Genomic DNA, 17,043 nt, shown 5'->3' on the forward strand with positions numbered 1-17,043 from the left:
GATGGCCGCCGTCCGCACTTCTTCCGAAATAGGCTTCAATCGCGTCGCCATCGTCGCCGTCCTTTTGGTGACGATCATCTTCCTGGCGCCGATCTACTGGATCGCCTCGACGGCGTTCAAGCCGCGCAACCTTGCCACGACCATCCCGCCGACGGTGGTGTTCCAGCCCGAGATATCGCCGTTCGTCAAGCTGTTCACCAAGCGCTCGCAGATGCGCAACCCGCCGTCGCCGGAAGAGTATGCGGCGGCACCCTGGTGGGAACGTGTCGTGTTCGACGGCGGTGAAAAGATCGTGCGCGACGGCAAGGGCCAGGTGCAATGGTCCGGCTATCCGAGCCGCTTCATGAACTCGCTGATCATTGCCATCACCTCGACGGTGCTGGCTGTCGGCATGGGTACCTTCACCGCCTACGGCTTCTCGCGCTTCAAGGTGAAGGGGGAGGCGGATCTGCTCTTCTTCATCCTGTCGACGCGCATGCTGCCGCCGGTGGTGGTGGCGATCCCGATGTTCCTGATGTACCGGGCCGTCGGCCTCAACGATTCCCATATCGGGCTGATCATCCTTTATACCGCCTTCAACCTGTCCTTTTCGGTGTGGCTGATGAAGGGGTTCATGGACGAGATCCCGAAGGAGTATGAAGAGGCAGCGCTGGTCGACGGCTACACCCGCATGGAAGCCTTCTTCAAGATCGTGCTGCCGGAGGCCGCCACCGGCATCGCCGCGACCGCGGTTTTCTGCTTCATCACGGCGTGGAACGAGTATGCTTTCGCGCTGATCATGACCAACCGCCGCGCCCAGACGGCGCCGCCCTTCATCCCCAGCCAGGTCGGCGCCGGCCTGCCCGACTGGACGGTGATCGCCGCCGGAACCTTCCTGTTCCTGCTGCCGGTCGCAATCTTCACCTTCCTGCTCCGCAACCATTTGCTGCGCGGCATGTCCTTCGGAGCGATCCGCAAATGAGCTTTCGAGCCATCAACCAGAAATATCTCGAACCGGGGTCTCAGGTGCTGATGGTCCTCGGCATCATCGCGCTTTGCCAGCCGTGGAACCTGCTGCTGCACAGCTATGGCGTGACCATCATCCTGATCGGCCTGATCGGCTTCAACATCACCTCGAAGATCGCGCCGGCGGAGAAGGCCGGTACCGGCCAGGTGCGCAATCCGGGAGCAGAGCATTGACCCAGATTGAGCTTCGCGGCGTCCAGAAATTCTTCGGTGCGGTCCAGGTCATCAAGGACCTCAACCTCAAGATCGACGACAACGAGTTCATCGTGCTGCTCGGTCAGTCGGGTTGCGGCAAGACGACGACATTGAGGGCGGTTGCCGGGCTGGAGACGATCGACGGCGGTGACATCCTCATCGACGGCAAGCCGGTGCAACACCTCAAGGCCGCCGACCGCGACATAGCCATGGTGTTCCAGTCGTTCTCGCTCTACCCGCATATGAGCGTCTATGAGAACATTGCTTTTCCCTTGCGCGCGACGCGCAAGAGCAAGGCCGAGATCGATAGCGAGGTGCGCTCGGTCGCCAAGACGCTGCAGATCACGGAACTGCTGGCCAAGAAGCCGTCGGCGCTGTCGGGCGGCGACATGCAGCGTGTGGCCATCGGCCGGGCTCTGGTGCGGCGGCCGAAGGCGATGCTGATGGACGAGCCGATCGGCGCCCTCGACGCCAAGCTGCGCGAAGAGATGCGGGCCGAGATCAAGCGGCTGCACATCAAACAGGGCTCGACCACCATCTATGTCACGCACGACCAGATCGAGGCGATGAGCCTCGCCGACCGCATCGTGATCATGCATGAGGGCGTGCTGCAGCAGGTCGGTTCGCCCGACGAGGTCTATTCGCATCCGGCCAATCTGTTCGTGGCGCAGTTCGTCGGCAGCCCGGTGATGAACGTCGCCGACGCGGCGATCGCCGAGACCGCTTCGGCGGCCTCGGTCACCCTCGGTGGCGCTGCCGCCGGCTTCGAATTCCCGCGCACGCTTTTGTCCAAGCTCAACGGCCATGCCGGCGGCCAGCTTGCGCTCGGCATCCGGCCGGAAGGCGTGCTGGTGCGCCATGAAGCGGCGGAGGGTTTCGTGCCGGTCGAGACACAGATCGTCGAGCCGCTCGGCTCGTTTGACATTGTCGATCTCAAGGTCGGCTCCAAGATGCTGCGCGCGCGCACCAAGAGCGGCTTCGTCGGCGGCCCGGGCGAAAAGGTTTTCGCCAGGATCGATCCGGCGCAGGCACATTTCTTCGACACGGCAAGCGGCAAGTCGCTTGAGGTGAGGCTCTGATGGCTCATATCCAGCTCAAGAATATTTCCAAGAGCTTCGGCAACCACACCGCACTGACCGGGCTCGATCTCGAGATCGCCGATGGCGAGTTCTTCGTGCTGCTCGGCGAGACCGGCGCCGGCAAGACGACGACGCTGCGCATGATCGCGGGTCTGGAAAAGCCGACCGAGGGTCAGGTGTTCATCGACGGCGTCGACGTCGCCGACTGGGGTGCGGCCGAGCGCGACGTGGCGCTGGTGCTTCAGCAATATTCGCTCTATCCGCGCTATACGGTCCGCGAAAATCTCGAATTCCCGCTGAAGCCGAAGATACGTCGGCTGCCGGATGCCGAGATCAAGGACCGTGTTGCACGAGCGGCCAAGACACTGCGGATCGAGCATCTGCTCGACCGCAAGACCGACCGCCTTTCAGGCGGCGAAATGCAGCGCGTCTCTATCGGGCGCGCCATCGTGCGCAAGCCGCGCGTGTTCCTGATGGACGAACCGCTGTCGGCGCTCGACGCCAAACTGCGCGAGGCGCTGCGCACGGAACTGAAGAACCTGCAGATCCAGCTTGGCGCCACCTTTCTGTTCGTCACCCACGACCAGATCGAGGCGATGTCGATGGGCGACAAAGTGGGCGTGCTCAACCATGGCCGCATCATCCAGACCGGCACGCCGCACGAGATCTATAACAATCCGCGCGATACCTATGTGGCGAGCTTCGTCGGCTCGCCGCCGATGAACCTGATCGATGGCAAGCTGGTCAACGGCCGCGCGGTGATGGCGCCGCTGAATTTCGAACTGCCTTTCTCTGGGGGTGCCAAGGCGGGCGGTGCGACCGACGGTCGCCCGCTCGTCTTCGGTATTCGACCTGAGGATGTGTATCTTGAAAGCGGTGCGCCGGTCGAGGCACGCGTCCACGATGTTGAGAACCATGGCGTGGAAAAGATCCTGACTCTGCGGGTCGGCGACACGACGCTACGCGCCACGGTGCCGGCCAGAACCGATGTCCAGATCGAGCAGCCGGTGCGCTTTGCCTGGAATCAGGACAAGGTGGTGCTGTTCGACAAGGGCAGCGGCGTGAGCTTGCGGCACGCCAGCTAATTTAGACTACATCCACTCCCAGCTTGCGCAGCGGCCCATCACGGTTTTCGGGCCGCTGTTTTGGTGATGGCTGCAACGAAGCACTTGAGGCTTTCCTCGACATAGGTGGCCACCTCGATCGTCGGGTCAAAACTCCACCACAGCAGTGAGCCCTGCCAATGCGATGCCATCAGCAGGCCGATGTCGCGCGGGGTGTCGGGCGTTCCGGCCAAGCAAGCCGCAAGGGCCTCGCTCAGGAACGCTTTCCAGGCGGCGCCTCGCGCCCTGAGCACGGGGTCGCGCAGATCCTCGCGCAGGACGAGCAGGCCCTCGGCGTAGGCTTCGATGCCGCCGTAGCCCTGCGACAGCCCCACCAGCAATTCGATCGCGCCGGCCGGCGTTTTGGGAACGGTGGCTGCGAGTTCCCTCGTCTTGGCATCGAGGCCATCCCACGCTTGCAGCAAGGTGCGCTGCTTCAGCTGCGCCTTGTTGCCGAAACGCTGCACCAGTGTTGCGCCAGAGAGGCCGCACGCCTTTGCCAGCCGCTCGAAGGTGAGCGCCTCGGGTCCATGTTCGTGAATCAATCCCAACGCGGCTTCCAGCACCTGCTCGTCGGATTTGGTTTTTGGTCGCGTCACCTTGACATCTCAATATAACCGAATAATCATTTATATATAATGCGAGCGGCGTAAGCCAGATCGGTTTGGTCGATAGATTCGGTTGGGAGACTACCATGACGTTGCAAGGAAAGGTCGCCCTGGTCGCCGGCGCCACGCGTGGTGCCGGGCGGGGGATCGCGGTTGAACTCGGCGCCGCCGGCGCCACCGTCTATGTCACCGGGCGCACCACACGCAGCCAGCAATCCGACTATGCCCGGCCCGAAACCATCGAGGAGACGGCGGAGCTGGTTTGTTCGCATGGCGGCAAGGGCATTGCCGTGCAAGTCGATCATATGGTGACTGATGATGTGCGCAGTCTGGTCGAGCGCATCCGGGCCGAACAGGGTCGGCTCGACATTCTGGTCAACGATATCTGGGGCGGCGAAAAGCTGTTCGAGTGGAATAAGCCGGTCTGGGACCACAATCTGGAAAACGGCCTGCGCCTGTTGCGGCTCGGCATCGACACGCATCTGATCACCGCGCATCATGCGCTGCCGCTGATGATCGAGCGGCCGGGCGGGCTGCTGGTCGAGGTCACTGACGGCACCGCCGAGTACAATGCCGATCACTATCGGCTGTCGCCGTTCTACGATCTCGCCAAGGTCGCGGTGAACCGCATGGCATGGGCACACGCCAAAGATCTTGCTGCGCATGGCGCCACCTCGGTGTCGCTGACGCCCGGATGGCTGCGTTCCGAAATGATGCTGGAGGCGTTTGGCGTCACCGAAGACAATTGGCGCGACGCCACCGCCAACGTGCCGCATTTCGTCATTTCCGAAACGCCGCGCTTTGTCGGCCGCGCGGTCGCGTCGCTTGCGGCGGATCCGGATCGTGCGCGCTGGAACGGCCAGTCGCTGTCCAGCGGTGGGTTGGCGCAGATTTATGGTTTTACCGATCTCGACGGCTCACGCCCGGACGCCTGGCGCTATGTTCCGGAGGTACAGGACGCCGGCAAACCTGCCGATGCCGCGGGTTACCGGTAAGCTTAGACCGAGCGGCCATCGAAGTCGAAAATCGACAGACCGACAGCATCAATATCCGCAACGCAGTTAAGGTTGACGTAGGCGCTGCGTTCGTTGCCCTGACTGACATCCTCGGCGAAGGGATGGATGCCGCAGGTCCGGCAGAAGCGATGCGCCAATACGTGATTGTTGAACGTATAGGTGCCGAGATCATCGCCCCATGCGAGCACCTTCAGGCTGTCATGCGGGATGGCGCATAACAGCACGCCCTTGCGCCTGCACATCGAACAATTGCACCGCACGGCGCCGGTCAGTTCGGCTTTGAATTCGAACGCTACCTTGCCGCAGTGGCAGCTGCCTTTGTACAGCATCAGTCTCTTCCTATCGCTGGCAGGTGCAAAGGCACGCTGTCCGGGTTATTCCTTCCGCTGACTTAGCGGCCCATATGCCTTAAAGACGCTCCACCTTGACGGAATCCGACATCGACATGCAATCAATCCGCGATCGTCTCGAGATCATCCTGTCACGTCTTGCCAATTGCGCGGCAGGCGAGAAGGTGTTCACCAAACTCTATGCCGAGGCGGCGCGCGCAGCGGCCGAGGCCACCGATGCGCGCAAGAAGGCCGGCGTATCGCTCGGGCCGCTCGACGGCGCCATCATCTCGATCAAGGATCTGTTCGATGTCGCCGGTGAATCGACCACGGCCGGTTCGCTGATGTTGAGGGACACCGCGCCCCGTCGGCACGACGCTGCGGTCGTCAACCGTCTGCGCCAGGCCGGCGCCGTCATCATCGGCAAGACCAACATGACCGAATTCGCCTTCACCGCCATCGGCGACAACATGCACTACGGCACACCGGGCAATGCCGCCGACACCAGCCGCATTCCGGGCGGTTCGTCGTCGGGCGCCGCCGTGTCCGTTGGCGAGGGGACGAGCGACATTTCCATCGGCTCCGACACCGGCGGTTCGGTGCGCATCCCGGCATCGCTGAACGGCGTCGTCGGTTTCAAGCCGACGGCGCGGCGCGTGCCGCTGACTGGTGCCTATCCCCTTTCTGCGACGCTGGATTCGATCGGGCCGCTGGCGCTGAGTGTTGCTGCGTGTGCCCTGGCTGACGCCGCGATGACGGGCGAGCAGATGCCGCAACTGCACCTGCCGTTAGCGCTTGCCGGGCTTCGTGTCGGCATTCCGCGCGGCCTGCTTTTCGAAGACACGGAAACGGAGATTGCCGCCGCGTTCGATCGCAGCCTTGCCGGGATCGAGCAGGCAGGCGCGTGGCTCACGGACATTTCGATCGACGACCTCATTGCCGATCTGCGCCTGGCCACCAAACGCGGCTCGATCGCGGCAATGGAAGGTGCTGAAATCCATGCCGACTGGCTGGCGACGGGCGCATCGGTGCCGGTCGATCCCCATGTCAGCGGGCCGCTGTCGCGGGCGGCGGCCATACCGACGCCGGTTTATATCAGGGCAATGCGTCGTCGCGCGGCACTGTGCATAGCCATGGACGAGCGGTTGGGTTCGGTCGATGTGCTGGCTCTGCCGACCACGCCGGTGACAGCGCCGACTATCGTTTCGATGGCCGAGGATACGGCTCTGCGTGAACGCACCGAAGGTCTGCTGCTGCGCAATACCCAGGTCGCCAACCAGTTCGACCTCTGCGCGATCTCGCTGCCGATGCCCGGCATGACGCTGCCGGCCGGACTGATGCTGGTGGCGCGCAATGGCCACGACCACCATCTGCTGCGCATCGCGGCTGAAGTCGAGCGGCTGCTCCGATAGGCAGCGAGCCGTAGGTCGGCAGTCAACGTGCCGCGCAGCGCTTGCGCTCGCTTTTCTTGGAGGAGCGTTCGATTTTGGTAACGACCAGCATCGGCGGATCGTTGGGCTGGCCGCGATGCTGGATCGATCCTCGGACGACGAGTTTTCCAGCATAAAGCTTGTCGGAGAGGTCAGGTGCCGATCTGTCCAGCGGCGGCAATTCCGTAGTGTTGAGCTCCACGCCTTTAACGACATTGCCGGTGGTCAGATCCAGCGCATTGCCTGACGGGCAGGGCGCCATCATGCAGACGATCCCATTGCTGCAATAGACATAATCGCTGCTTTGTGCCGCCGCGAGCGAAGGTAAGGCCACGATCGACGACACTGCGAGAACCAGAGATGCGAAGCGAAAACCGGACATGGTTCACGCGTCCGCCGGGAACCGTCTGCGGTAATGCTCGACCACGTCGGGATTGCGCAGATTGACAGGCAGCCGGTTGGCCAGCACCAGCAAGGTCTCGCCGGCCGCGCCCACGCCCATGCGCATCATCGATTGCTCGGTAATCCCCGCCATATGCGGGGTGACGATAACATTGTCGAAACCGAAATAGGGATGGTTTGCCGGCAGCGGCTGCGTGGCAAAGACGTCGAGTGCGGCGCCGCCGATCCGGTCTTGGCGCAAGGCCTCGATCAGCGCCTCGTCGTCGATCACCGGTCCGCGCGAAATGTTGATCAAAAGCGCGTCCGGCTTCATGCGGGCAATGCGTTCGCGGCTGATCAGGCCGCGCGTTTCCGGCGTCAGCGGGCAGCAGAGCACGATGATGTCGCTCTGTTCGATCAGCGCATCGATCGACAGGAAGCCGATCCTGTCGGGTGCCGGCTGCATGCTGCGGGTCGTCGCCACGACGTCGAGGCCGAAGCCGTGCGCGGCGATATGGGCGACCGCCTGACCGATGGCGCCGAAGCCGATGATGCCGATGGTCTTGCCGGCAAGCTCGCTGGCATGGCTGGCGTGGTCGCGGCCGGCATTCCAGCCCTTGGCGCGCAAGTCGCGGTCGACCGAACGGAAGCGCCGAAGCAGGGCAAGGGCCGCGAACATCACATATTCGGCGACCGAACGCGCATTGACCGCCGGCACGTTGGCGACCAGCACGCCGGCCGCGGCCGCGGCCTCCATGGGCACCATGTCGAGCCCGGCACCGTGGCGGACCGCTGCTCTGAGTTTCGTGGCGTTTTCGAACAGCGACGGCGGCAGCGGTGCGCGAACGATGATGACGTCGGCATGCTTCGCCTCGGCGGTCAGCGTTGCCGCATCGAGCGCTGAGGCGACGACGAGTTCGCCGGCGCCCGCCAGCATGGCGGAGGCACGCGGGTGCAGCGTGTGCGTCGACAGGATTCTGGGCATGGGGCTCTCGCTAGTCGCAATTCTCAAAGGAAAGCGCCGCGCGCTTTTCCCAGAAAAACCGTTTCACACCTTTCCTGGAATTGCACTAGACCTTCTCAAGTGCCAGGCTTTGCGCTTGCGCCTCCCGGCCCTCGATGATCCCCTTCCAGTAGCTTTCCGCGCCTTGCAGATGGGCGCTCATCAGCGCCTGGGCGAGATTGCCGTCGCGACGCAGCAGCGCCTCGTAGATCTGGATATGCTCGGCATGCGAGCGCACTGAGCGCTCGGGATCGTTGAAGTAGATCGGCAGCCGCTGCTCGCCCATCAGGTAATAGACGCTGCAGATATTGTGGAAGACGCCGTTCTTGGTCGCCCGCACGATTTCGAGGTGGAATTCGCGGTCTTCCTTGGCGAGGCCTTCGCCGGCGGCGATGCACTCCTCCGAGGCTTTCAGGATCTCCCGCAGGCGTTCGAAATTCTCTTCGGTGGCACGCGAACAGGCAAGTTCGGCGGCCTTGATCTCGTGGATCTTGCGCAGTTCGACGGTCTCGTAGATCTGCACCGGATCGAGCGGCAGGCCCGCGCGGGCGAAAAGAGCCAAGGCTTCTACACTGGCCTGCCTGGTGTCGACATAGATGCCGGATTTGGCGCGGCGCTCGACGATGCGCATGGCCTCCAGAATGGCCAGCGCTTCGCGGATCTGGCCGCGGCTGACGACGAAATGCTCCGCCAGTTCGCGCTCCGAAGGCGTGCGGCCGGTCTCCTTGTCCGAATGGGCGAAGAGATAGGCGGCGAGCTCGGCGAGAAGGTTCTTTTCTTTCATCGTCAACCGCGTTGCGCGTGCGCCTCCAGGAACCGCTCCGAAATGGTGAATCCCAGACCCGGCTTTTCAGGGATCGCTATCATACCGTCCCTTGCTTCGACAGTCTCTTCGATAAGATCGTGGATCATCGGGTTGGCGCCGAGCGAATATTCGACGGTAAAACTGGCAGGCGAGGCCGCACAAACATGCAGGCCGGCGAAGAAGCATGGCGCGCCGGCCCACAGATGCGGGGCAAAGCGCAGATTGAAGGCACTGGCGATGGTGCCGATCTTCATCGCCTCGCTGATACCGCCGCAAAAGGCCGGATCCGGCTGGAAGATGTCGGCGGATTTCAGCACCGCGAGATCGCGGAAGGCGTAGCGCGTCGCTTCGCTTTCGCCGGTGGCGATCGGGATCGAACCCGAGGCGCGCACCTCGGCCATACCAGCCTTGTCGTCGGCGATAACAGGCTCCTCGAACCAGGCGAGGTCGAGATCGCTGGCCAGGCTGATGAAGCGCTTGGCCTCGGCCACCGTATAGGTGCCGTGCGCGTCGACCATCAACTCGACGTCAGGACCGAGCGCCTGCCGTGCGGCGCGGACGCGGGCGGCGGAAATGTGCGGGGCGCCGTCCATGGCGCCGACGCGCATCTTCAGCGCCTTGAAGCCGCCTTTGGCGATGTAGGATTTGAGCTGCTCGCCGATAGCGTCGGCGGCAGCCCAGCCGCCGGAGGCGTAGGCCGGCATGCGGTCGAGCTTGCGGCCGCCGATGAGCCGCCACACCGGCTGTCCCAACGACTTGCCCAGAATATCCCAGAGCGCGATATCGACGGCGCTGATTGCCGCAATGCTCATGCCGCGCCGCGCCAGCTGCGGCATGGCATGGCCGGCGCGCGCGGCACTGTCATGGCGCACGCCGTTGTAGAGCATCTCCCAGATCATGCCGATGTCGGCGGGGTCGCGGCCGATCAGCTGCGGCCCGACCTCGTGATTCAGCATGTAGACCAGCGCACCATAGCTGCCGGCGCTGCCGGCGGCGTTCTTGCCCTCGCCCCAGCCGATCAGCCCGTCGTCAGTCTCAATGCGCAGGATGGCGGCGTCGAACGTCGTCACCTGGCCAAAGTCGCTGCGATGCTGCTTCGCGGCCTCAATCGGCACGCGGACCCACCACGCCTGGACCGTTTTGATGCGCATCCCGATCGGCTACTTGATCAGCGGCAGCAGCGTTTCGGCCGTGATGCGCATCTGGTCGGTGTAGAATTTCTCCGTCAGCACGCTGGAGCCGTGATCCTGGATGAACTTCAGCTGTTCGGGAGAAATGTCGACCGGATTCCGGTCGACCATGTCGGGATAGGGCGCGGCGGGTGTGCGGTCGACGGGCGCGACGAATTCGTTGGTCAGCGCGCCGTCATAGCCGACTTCCTTCAGCGTCTGCACGATCCGTGGCCAATCGATCTGGCCAAGGCCGGCGGCAAAGCGGTTGTTGTCGGCGACGTGGAAGTCGAACAGCCGTTTGCCGACCTGACGGATCGCGTCATGGACGTTAAATTCTTCCATATGGATGTGATAGGCGTCGAGGCAGACGCCGCATTCGGGGCTGACCGCATCGGCCAGGGCCAACGCCTGCGCGCCGCGGTTGAACAGATAGGTCTCGAAGCGGTTGAGCGGCTCGACCGCGATCTTGACGCCGACCTTCTTGGCATGGGTGAAGCATTCGCGGGTGGCGTCGACCACCCACTTCCATTCCTCTTCCTCGGTGCCGTCCGGCACCACTTTGCCGACGGTCGCGGGCACCAGCGTTATGATCTCGCCATCAAGTTCGCTGACCATGGTCAGCACGTCCTTGACGTACTGCACCGAGCGTTCGCGCTGGCCCTGGTCCCTGGCGGCAAGGTTGCGTTCGCCCAGCATCAGCGTCACCGACCCCCAGCAGCGGATGCCGTATTCTTTCAGCAGCGCGCGGGTCTCCTTGGTCTTGTATTGCTCGGGCTCGCCGGAAATCTCGATCGACTCGTAGCCGAATTTCTTGATGCGCTTCAGCGTCACCTCCAACGGTTCCGCGCGCATCCAGTTGTGCGTCGAAAGATGCATGGTCTATCCTTCCCAGAATTCGTCTGTGCCAGTTCGCCTGCGACGCGCCCCACAAGGCGCGTCGCGTGTTTCCTCCCCAAGGCGCTCCAGCGTTTTTGCGCAACTGGTTCGACCAATTGGGCCCTAATGGAGGTCTACAGCAATTTTTGTCGCGCGGCAAGAACCGCCGCCATGCGATATCGACATCTGTGTACCGTATTGATTATGCTGGTATATATCGCCAAAAATGGAATGCCCTGGCAGCTTTGCGCGTGAGTCAAATGGCTTGACCCATTTTCGGTATTTGGTAATACCAGAATGCCGATACGAGAATGCACATCACGAGAGACCAAAGAGGCTGGCCCTGCTTTCATCAGACGCTATGCTTGGTCCTTGGAAAAATGAATTGGGAGGATGCCGATGCCGTCGACAATGAAGGGTCCGGGGCTGTTTCTGGCGCAGTTCGCGGGGGATACCGCGCCGTTCAATTCGCTGGCCTCGATCACCAAATGGGCGGCCGGTCTCGGTTACAAGGGCGTGCAGATCCCGACCTGGGATGCACGCCTGTTCGACCTCAAAAAGGCGGCATCTTCCAAGACCTATTGCGACGAGGTGAAAGGCATCTGCGCGGATGCCGGCGTCGAGATCACCGAACTGTCGACGCATCTTCAAGGGCAGCTGGTGGCGGTGCACCCGGCCTATGATGCCCAGTTCGACGGCTTTGCACCGCCTGCGGTGCACAACAACCCCAAGGCCAGGCAGAAATGGGCGGTCGAACAGATGGAGTTCGGCGCCAAGGCCTCGAAGAATCTTGGCCTGAAAGCCTCGGTGACGTTTTCCGGCGCCCTAGCTTTCCCGTACCTCTATCCCTGGCCACAGCGGCCGGCCGGGCTGATCGAGGAGGCCTTCGCCGAGCTCGGCACACGCTGGAAGCCGATCCTGGACGTCTATGACGAAAACGGCGTCGATGTCGGCTACGAGATCCATCCTGGCGAGGACATCTTCGACGGCGCAACCTTCGAGATGTTCCTAGATGCGGTTGGCGGTCACAAGCGCTGCAACATCAACTACGACCCGTCGCATTTCCTTTTGCAGCAGCTCGACTATCTCGAATTCATCGACATCTATCACGAGCGGATCAAGGCCTTCCATGCCAAGGATGCCGAGTTCAATCCGACGGGGCGGCAAGGCGTCTATTCCGGCTATCAGAGCTGGACCAATCGCGCGGGGCGATTCCGCTCGCTTGGCGACGGGCAGGTCGATTTCGGCGGCATCTTCTCCAAGCTTACCCAGTATGGCTACGATTCCTGGGCGGTGCTGGAGTGGGAGTGTTGCCTCAAGCATCCGGAGGACGGCGCGGCCGAAGGCGCGCCCTTCATCCAGCACCACATTATCCGGGTGACGGAAAAGGCCTTTGATGATTTCGCCGGCGGCACCACCGACAAGAAGATGCTGCGCGCCATGATGGGTATTTGACACAAGCAGGAGAAAGACATGGTCGGCGCATCGAAGTCGGAAGCGGGGGGCGGCCCGATCCGCTATGGTATGGTCGGCGGCGGCCAAGGCGCCTTCATCGGCGCGGTGCACCGGATCGCGGCGCGCATGGACAATGACTTCGTGCTGGTGGCCGGCGCCCTGTCGGCCAATCCCGAGCGCGCCAAGGCTTCCGCCGCCGAACTCGGTCTCGACCCGGCGCGCAGCTACGCCTCCTATGCCGAGATGGCCAAGGCCGAGGCCAAGCGCCCGGACGGCATCGAGGCGGTGGCGATCGTCACCCCCAACAATGTGCACGTGCCGGCGGCCAAGGTCTTCCTCGAGGCGGGCATCCACGTCATCTGCGACAAGCCGCTGGCGACGACTTTGGCCGAGGCCAAGAAGCTCGCGGCCGTGGTTGAAAAGACCGGCAAGGTGTTCGTGCTGACGCACAATTACACTGCCTATCCGATGATCCGGCAGGCGCGCGAGATGGTGGCCAAGGGGCAGCTTGGCGACATCCGCATCGTTCAGTCCGAGTACCCGCAGGACTGGCTGACCGAGGATCTTGCCGCCACCGGCCAGAAGCAGGCGGCGTGGCGCTCCGACCCCAAGCAGGCGGGCGCGGGCGGCGCGCTCGGCGACATCGGCACGCATGCCTACAATCTGGCGCGCTTCGTCTCGGGTCTGGAGCTCGATTCCCTGTCGGCCGATCTCGACGCTTTCGTGCCGGGGCGACTGCTCGACGACAATGTCAATGTCATGCTGCGCTTCAAGCCGGTCGGCAAGGTGCATCCGGCCAAGGGCATGATCTGGGCAAGCCAGGTGGCGCCCGGCCACGAGAACGGGCTGAAGCTGCGCATCTATGGCTCGAAAGGCGGGCTGGAATGGGTTCAGGCCGATCCGAACTATCTCTGGTACACGCCGTTCGGCCAGCCCAAGCAGCTGCTCACCCGCAACGGCGCCGGCGCGCTGCCAGTTGCGGGACGCGTCAGCCGCGTTCCGTCTGGCCATCCGGAAGGCTATCTCGAAGGCTTCGCCAACATCTACCAGGAGGCGGCGCGGGCGATCCGCGCGGCATGCAAGAAGGGCGGCAGACCGGGCAAGGACGTGGTGTTCCCGACCATCCAGGACGGCGTCGAAGGTATGGCGTTCATCGAGGCCTGCGTGAAGTCATCGAAGAAGAACGGGGCGTGGACGAAACTTTAGGGAACGCCGGCGCCAAGTCTCTTCTCCCTTCGGGGAGAAGGTGGCCGCGAAGCGGCCGAATGAGGGCGCATGGTGCGAGGTGCGAAAGAAACCAGCGCGCGCCGTCAAATGGGGAGGGGCTGTCGATGAAAATCGGCATGTGCATGTTTTTGTGGACGACTTCCGTGTCTAAGAAACACGAGCCGTTGCTGCGCGACATCAAGGCGACCGGCTTCGACGGCGTCGAGATACCGATCTTCTCAGGCACGCCAGAGGACTACAAGAAGCTTGGCGATTTGCTCGACCGCATCGGGTTGGAGCGCACGGCTGTTACGGCGATGGGCGACCCGGCGATGAATCTGATTTCGCCGGATGCCGCGACCCGCAAGGCCGGCATCGGCTACATGAAATGGGCGATCGATTGCGCCCAGGCGCTCGGCGCGAGTACGCTGAGCGGGCCGCTGCATTCGACGCTCGGCGCCTTCTCCGGCAGCGGGCCGACCGCTGCCGAGAAGAAGCGCTCGATCGCCTCGCAGCGCGCCATTGGCGATCATGCCGGCAAGCGGAACGTTACCATCGGGTTGGAGGCGCTCAACCGTTTCGAGTGCTATCTGCTGAACACGATGGCCGATCTGTCCGAGCACGTCGATGCCATCGACCGGCCGCACATCAAGGCGATGTACGACACCTTCCACGCCAATATCGAGGAAGCCGACCCGATCGGCGCCTATACGAAGCACCGCAGGAATGTCGTGCACATCCACATTTCGGAGAACGATCGCGGCGTGCCGGGACGCGGGAACATTCCGTGGAAAGAGACTTTCGCGGCCATCCGCAAGAGCGGCTATGACGACTGGCTGACGATCGAGGCGTTTGGCAGGTCGCTGAAGGATCTGGCGGCGGCGACCAAGGTGTGGCGGGATTTTTCCGAGACGCCGGAAGCGGTTTATCGCGAGGGATACAGGCATATCAGGGATGGGTGGAAGCGGGCGGCTTAGCCGCGCCGCCCAAGGAGTGCTGCGTTCCTTCACACCCCCCACTGTCCGGCAGGACAGAGGGGGGTGCTGTCCCTCGCACGTCACCCCTCCTCGGCCTGCATCCTGTTGTAATCATGGATGGTCCGGCTGAGCCGGCGCCTCAGGAAATTCGAGATGTTGTCGAACACAAACACGACGAGCAGGATCAGCAGCACCATGTAGAAGACGTTGGCCCAGTTGGAATTGGTGCGCATGGCTTCCCAGAGTTTCAGGCCGATGCCGCCAGCGCCGACGGCGCCGATGATGGTGGCGCCTCTTGTGTTGGATTCCCACTGGTAGAGCGTCTGGCTGATGAAGACCGGGATCACTTCCGGCATGACCCCATAGCGCTGCACCAGCAGGCCGTTGGCGCCGGTCGACTTGATGCCCTCGCGCGGTTTGTCGTCGATGTTTTCCAGGCTTTCCGAATAGATTTTGCCGAGCGTGCCTATTTCGGTGAAGAAGATCGCGGCGCTGCCGGCGAGCGGTCCCGGGCCGAAGGCGCGGGTGAAGAACAGCGCCCAGATCAGCATGTCGACCGATCGCATGAAATCGAAGAAGCGCTTGAGCACCTGGCCGAACAATCCGCTCGGCGTGATGTTGCGGGCGGCGAAGAAGGCGAGCGGGAAGGCGACGAGGCCGCCGAGCAACGTGCCGAGAAAGGCCATGACGATGGTCTGCAGCAGTTTCGTCCAGACGTCGCCATGCTGCCACTGCGCATTGTTCCAGATGTTGTCGCCGGCGAGCGCGAGGTTCGAGGTGCCAGGCTTAAGTTCCGGTCCGGACCAGATCAGCGAGATCACTTCACTGGCCGATTTGCCGAAGAAGGGCGAGCGCGTGTCGAAGACGAAATTTGCCCAGCCGAGGAAGCGCTTGCGGACCTTGACGCGATCGACGGTGACGCGCACTTCGCCGACAAAGCCCATCCTGGCGACGATCTCGTCGTCATGCGCGGTGATCCAGCCAGGCACCGGACCTGTAATTACCGGCTTACCGCTGGTCAGCGCCACCGGCACCATCTCGCCATTGGCGACGATCGTCGCTTTGGTCTTGTCGAAGGTGACGGACCTGGCCGCGCCATCGATCAGGACGGTGAAGGTGCCATCCGGGTTCTTGACAACCCAGTCGGGATCTGGGTTCTCGCCGAGTGCTGAAAACCGCGGGTATTTCGGCGTGATTTCAGGCTGGTCGAGGCGGAATTCAGGCTGCAGATCGTAGCTGATCCATTGCGTCAGGAAGAGCGGCAGGCGCTCCCAATGCGAGTCGCGCACCTGCGGCAGGTTGAAAAACCACAAGGCGTAAACGAGGTAGAGCAGGATGCCGCCGAACAGGAACAGCGGCGCGAATCGCTTGTAGGCCGGCCGCCGAAAGATTTGCGGATAGCGTTCCTCGATCGACTGGACCTGATCAGTGGTCAAAGCGGTCATTTAAGCGCTCATCAGAAAAGCTTGCTCGCCGACCAGCTTGCGGCGCAGCCAGGCGGAGAACTGGTCGACGATGAAGATCGTCGTGAACAACAGCAGCACCAACGCCACCGTCTTGGCGCCGAAACCGCGCGATATCGAGAGCTTCAGTTCCTCGCCGATACCGCCGCCGCCGACGGCGCCGATAATGGTCGAGGCCCGCACGTTGATCTCGACGCGCAGCAATGTGTAGGACATGAAATTGGGCAGCACCTGCGGCAGGTCGGCGAAGCGCACGCGCTCGAACCAGTTGCCGCCGACCGCTCTCAGGCCCTCTTCGGCGCGCATGTCGATGTTCTCGTTGATTTCATAGAACAGCTTGCCGAGCGCGCCGATCGAATGCAGGCCGATGGCGATGATGGCTGCGATCGGCCCGGTCGAGACAATGGCGGCGAACAGGCCGGCAATGACGATTTCGGGAAAGGCGCGCAGCAATTCCATGAAGCGCTTGACGACGAGCCGCAGCGCCGGATGCGGCGTCAGGTTGCGCGCGGCGATGAAGGAAAACGGCACGGCGAAGATGAAACCGATGAAAGTCGAGACCAGCGCCACGTTGAGTGTGGTCAGCATCAGCTCGAAATATTCGGGGATGTAGAAGCCGCCCCAGACATAGACGCGGCCGAGCGGGAAGTTGAACTCCTGGGTGCCGGTGTCATGCGGCGAGGCGATGTCGAACAGCGCCCGCCAGACGTCGTTCCAGTCCTTCGGGATCAGCCAGCTGAGGAAGTCGAATATATGCGGCAGCCGGTCCCAGAAGTGACCGGCATTGGCCTCGTCGGCGAACCACATGCTCGACAGCGTCGCCGCCAGCAGCAGGCCGATGCCGAGGATGGTATAAAGCCGCCGCAACGATATCTGGCGCTGCCAGGCGTTGGCTACCTGCAGGGTCGCGTTGGAGCGGGCTGTTGCTGAGATGGTCATG

Annotated in this window: 18 protein-coding genes; 9 read left to right on the forward strand and 9 right to left on the reverse strand. The window is 62.9% G+C overall.

Annotated features, from left to right (window positions below; genetic code table 11):
• Window position 1: 1 nt before the first annotated feature.
• From NKI96_RS24880 to NKI96_RS24895, 4 genes are read left to right on the forward strand one after another with little or no spacing between them, the layout of a single operon-like run.
• Window positions 2-961, forward strand: a complete 960-nt coding sequence (locus tag NKI96_RS24880) for a carbohydrate ABC transporter permease (RefSeq protein WP_023682998.1) — start codon at window positions 2-4, stop codon at window positions 959-961.
• Window positions 958-1,179: a hypothetical protein gene (locus NKI96_RS24885; RefSeq protein WP_023669846.1), complete on the forward strand. Its 222-nt coding sequence runs from the start codon at window positions 958-960 to the stop codon at window positions 1,177-1,179. Before NKI96_RS24880 ends, NKI96_RS24885 begins: the two co-directional genes overlap by 4 nt.
• On the forward strand, window positions 1,176-2,279 hold the full coding sequence (locus NKI96_RS24890; protein ID WP_023692023.1) for an ABC transporter ATP-binding protein: 1,104 nt from the start codon (window positions 1,176-1,178) through the stop codon (window positions 2,277-2,279). The genes NKI96_RS24885 and NKI96_RS24890 overlap by 4 nt, the downstream gene beginning before the upstream one ends.
• Entirely contained in the window at window positions 2,279-3,364 is a 1,086-nt protein-coding gene (locus NKI96_RS24895; protein WP_023669844.1) for an ABC transporter ATP-binding protein, read from the forward strand. The genes NKI96_RS24890 and NKI96_RS24895 overlap by 1 nt, the downstream gene beginning before the upstream one ends.
• 38 nt (window positions 3,365-3,402) lie before the next feature.
• Here the strand turns inward: NKI96_RS24895 and NKI96_RS24900 are convergent, their stop codons facing one another.
• The gene (locus tag NKI96_RS24900) at window positions 3,403-3,981 is read right to left on the reverse strand and encodes a TetR/AcrR family transcriptional regulator (RefSeq protein ID WP_023692022.1); all 579 of its coding nucleotides are present in this window, start codon (window positions 3,979-3,981) and stop codon (window positions 3,403-3,405) included.
• A 95-nt stretch (window positions 3,982-4,076) separates the two neighbouring features.
• Here NKI96_RS24900 and NKI96_RS24905 point away from each other — a divergent pair, with 95 nt between their 5' ends.
• Window positions 4,077-4,985 carry an SDR family oxidoreductase gene (locus NKI96_RS24905; RefSeq protein WP_023804584.1) on the forward strand — a complete coding sequence of 303 codons (909 nt, stop codon included), beginning with the start codon at window positions 4,077-4,079 and terminating at the stop codon, window positions 4,983-4,985.
• Window positions 4,986-4,987: 2 nt separating this feature from the next.
• Here the strand turns inward: NKI96_RS24905 and NKI96_RS24910 are convergent, their stop codons facing one another.
• On the reverse strand, window positions 4,988-5,335 hold the full coding sequence (locus tag NKI96_RS24910) for a GFA family protein (RefSeq protein WP_023692020.1): 348 nt from the start codon (window positions 5,333-5,335) through the stop codon (window positions 4,988-4,990).
• A 116-nt stretch (window positions 5,336-5,451) separates the two neighbouring features.
• Here NKI96_RS24910 and NKI96_RS24915 point away from each other — a divergent pair, with 116 nt between their 5' ends.
• Window positions 5,452-6,747: an amidase gene (locus NKI96_RS24915; RefSeq protein ID WP_352806774.1), complete on the forward strand. Its 1,296-nt coding sequence runs from the start codon at window positions 5,452-5,454 to the stop codon at window positions 6,745-6,747.
• Window positions 6,748-6,769: 22 nt separating this feature from the next.
• On the opposite strand, the gene NKI96_RS24920 is transcribed toward NKI96_RS24915, so the two are convergent.
• The 5 genes from NKI96_RS24920 to NKI96_RS24940 all read right to left on the reverse strand — a co-directional run bounded on the left by NKI96_RS24920 (window position 6,770) and on the right by NKI96_RS24940 (window position 11,002).
• A complete protein-coding gene (locus tag NKI96_RS24920; RefSeq protein ID WP_023692018.1) occupies window positions 6,770-7,147 on the reverse strand; it encodes a hypothetical protein in 378 nt (125 codons plus the stop codon).
• Window positions 7,148-7,150: 3 nt separating this feature from the next.
• Entirely contained in the window at window positions 7,151-8,131 is a 981-nt protein-coding gene (locus tag NKI96_RS24925) for an NAD(P)-dependent oxidoreductase (protein ID WP_023686626.1), read from the reverse strand.
• An 85-nt stretch (window positions 8,132-8,216) separates the two neighbouring features.
• Window positions 8,217-8,933, reverse strand: a complete 717-nt coding sequence (locus NKI96_RS24930; protein ID WP_023686625.1) for a FadR/GntR family transcriptional regulator — start codon at window positions 8,931-8,933, stop codon at window positions 8,217-8,219.
• A gap of 2 nt (window positions 8,934-8,935) precedes the next feature.
• The gene (locus NKI96_RS24935) at window positions 8,936-10,105 is read right to left on the reverse strand and encodes a mandelate racemase/muconate lactonizing enzyme family protein (RefSeq protein ID WP_023683009.1); all 1,170 of its coding nucleotides are present in this window, start codon (window positions 10,103-10,105) and stop codon (window positions 8,936-8,938) included.
• Between the two features lie 9 nt (window positions 10,106-10,114).
• Window positions 10,115-11,002, reverse strand: a complete 888-nt coding sequence (locus tag NKI96_RS24940; RefSeq protein WP_023669836.1) for a sugar phosphate isomerase/epimerase family protein — start codon at window positions 11,000-11,002, stop codon at window positions 10,115-10,117.
• Window positions 11,003-11,401: 399 nt separating this feature from the next.
• Here NKI96_RS24940 and NKI96_RS24945 point away from each other — a divergent pair, with 399 nt between their 5' ends.
• The 3 genes from NKI96_RS24945 (at window position 11,402) to NKI96_RS24955 (ending at window position 14,640) form a co-directional block, all read left to right on the forward strand.
• Window positions 11,402-12,457 carry a sugar phosphate isomerase/epimerase family protein gene (locus NKI96_RS24945; protein ID WP_023726430.1) on the forward strand — a complete coding sequence of 352 codons (1,056 nt, stop codon included), beginning with the start codon at window positions 11,402-11,404 and terminating at the stop codon, window positions 12,455-12,457.
• Window positions 12,458-12,475: 18 nt separating this feature from the next.
• Entirely contained in the window at window positions 12,476-13,663 is a 1,188-nt protein-coding gene (locus NKI96_RS24950) for a Gfo/Idh/MocA family protein (protein WP_352806751.1), read from the forward strand.
• A 125-nt stretch (window positions 13,664-13,788) separates the two neighbouring features.
• Complete coding sequence (locus NKI96_RS24955) at window positions 13,789-14,640, forward strand: sugar phosphate isomerase/epimerase family protein (RefSeq protein WP_023737513.1); 852 nt, start codon at window positions 13,789-13,791, stop codon at window positions 14,638-14,640.
• An 80-nt stretch (window positions 14,641-14,720) separates the two neighbouring features.
• Here the strand turns inward: NKI96_RS24955 and phnE (NKI96_RS24960) are convergent, their stop codons facing one another.
• Window positions 14,721-16,085, reverse strand: coding sequence for a phosphonate ABC transporter, permease protein PhnE (gene phnE, locus NKI96_RS24960; protein WP_352806753.1), 1,365 nt, complete (start codon window positions 16,083-16,085; stop codon window positions 14,721-14,723).
• On the reverse strand, window positions 16,086-17,042 hold the full coding sequence (phnE, locus tag NKI96_RS24965; RefSeq protein WP_023669831.1) for a phosphonate ABC transporter, permease protein PhnE: 957 nt from the start codon (window positions 17,040-17,042) through the stop codon (window positions 16,086-16,088).
• Window position 17,043: the final 1 nt, after the last annotated feature.

The sequence above is a fragment of the Mesorhizobium sp. M0292 genome (assembly GCF_040321695.1).
Lineage (GTDB): Bacteria > Pseudomonadota > Alphaproteobacteria > Rhizobiales > Rhizobiaceae > Mesorhizobium.

Excerpts from the sequence above, each read along its gene's own strand:
- NKI96_RS24880 (WP_023682998.1), top strand. The coding sequence starts at position 2 with ATGGCCGCCGTCCGCACTTCTTCCGAAATAGGCTTCAATCGCGTCGCC.
- NKI96_RS24885 (WP_023669846.1), top strand. The coding sequence starts at position 958 with ATGAGCTTTCGAGCCATCAACCAGAAATATCTCGAACCGGGGTCTCAG.
- NKI96_RS24895 (WP_023669844.1), top strand. The coding sequence starts at position 2,279 with ATGGCTCATATCCAGCTCAAGAATATTTCCAAGAGCTTCGGCAACCAC.
- NKI96_RS24905 (WP_023804584.1), top strand. The coding sequence starts at position 4,077 with ATGACGTTGCAAGGAAAGGTCGCCCTGGTCGCCGGCGCCACGCGTGGT.
- NKI96_RS24910 (WP_023692020.1), bottom strand. The coding sequence starts at position 5,335 with ATGCTGTACAAAGGCAGCTGCCACTGCGGCAAGGTAGCGTTCGAATTC.
- NKI96_RS24915 (WP_352806774.1), top strand. The coding sequence starts at position 5,452 with ATGCAATCAATCCGCGATCGTCTCGAGATCATCCTGTCACGTCTTGCC.
- NKI96_RS24920 (WP_023692018.1), bottom strand. The coding sequence starts at position 7,147 with ATGTCCGGTTTTCGCTTCGCATCTCTGGTTCTCGCAGTGTCGTCGATC.
- NKI96_RS24925 (WP_023686626.1), bottom strand. The coding sequence starts at position 8,131 with ATGCCCAGAATCCTGTCGACGCACACGCTGCACCCGCGTGCCTCCGCC.
- NKI96_RS24930 (WP_023686625.1), bottom strand. The coding sequence starts at position 8,933 with ATGAAAGAAAAGAACCTTCTCGCCGAGCTCGCCGCCTATCTCTTCGCC.
- NKI96_RS24935 (WP_023683009.1), bottom strand. The coding sequence starts at position 10,105 with ATGCGCATCAAAACGGTCCAGGCGTGGTGGGTCCGCGTGCCGATTGAG.
- NKI96_RS24940 (WP_023669836.1), bottom strand. The coding sequence starts at position 11,002 with ATGCATCTTTCGACGCACAACTGGATGCGCGCGGAACCGTTGGAGGTG.
- NKI96_RS24945 (WP_023726430.1), top strand. The coding sequence starts at position 11,402 with ATGCCGTCGACAATGAAGGGTCCGGGGCTGTTTCTGGCGCAGTTCGCG.
- NKI96_RS24950 (WP_352806751.1), top strand. The coding sequence starts at position 12,476 with ATGGTCGGCGCATCGAAGTCGGAAGCGGGGGGCGGCCCGATCCGCTAT.
- NKI96_RS24955 (WP_023737513.1), top strand. The coding sequence starts at position 13,789 with ATGAAAATCGGCATGTGCATGTTTTTGTGGACGACTTCCGTGTCTAAG.
- phnE (WP_352806753.1), bottom strand. The coding sequence starts at position 16,085 with ATGACCGCTTTGACCACTGATCAGGTCCAGTCGATCGAGGAACGCTAT.
- phnE (WP_023669831.1), bottom strand. The coding sequence starts at position 17,042 with ATGACCATCTCAGCAACAGCCCGCTCCAACGCGACCCTGCAGGTAGCC.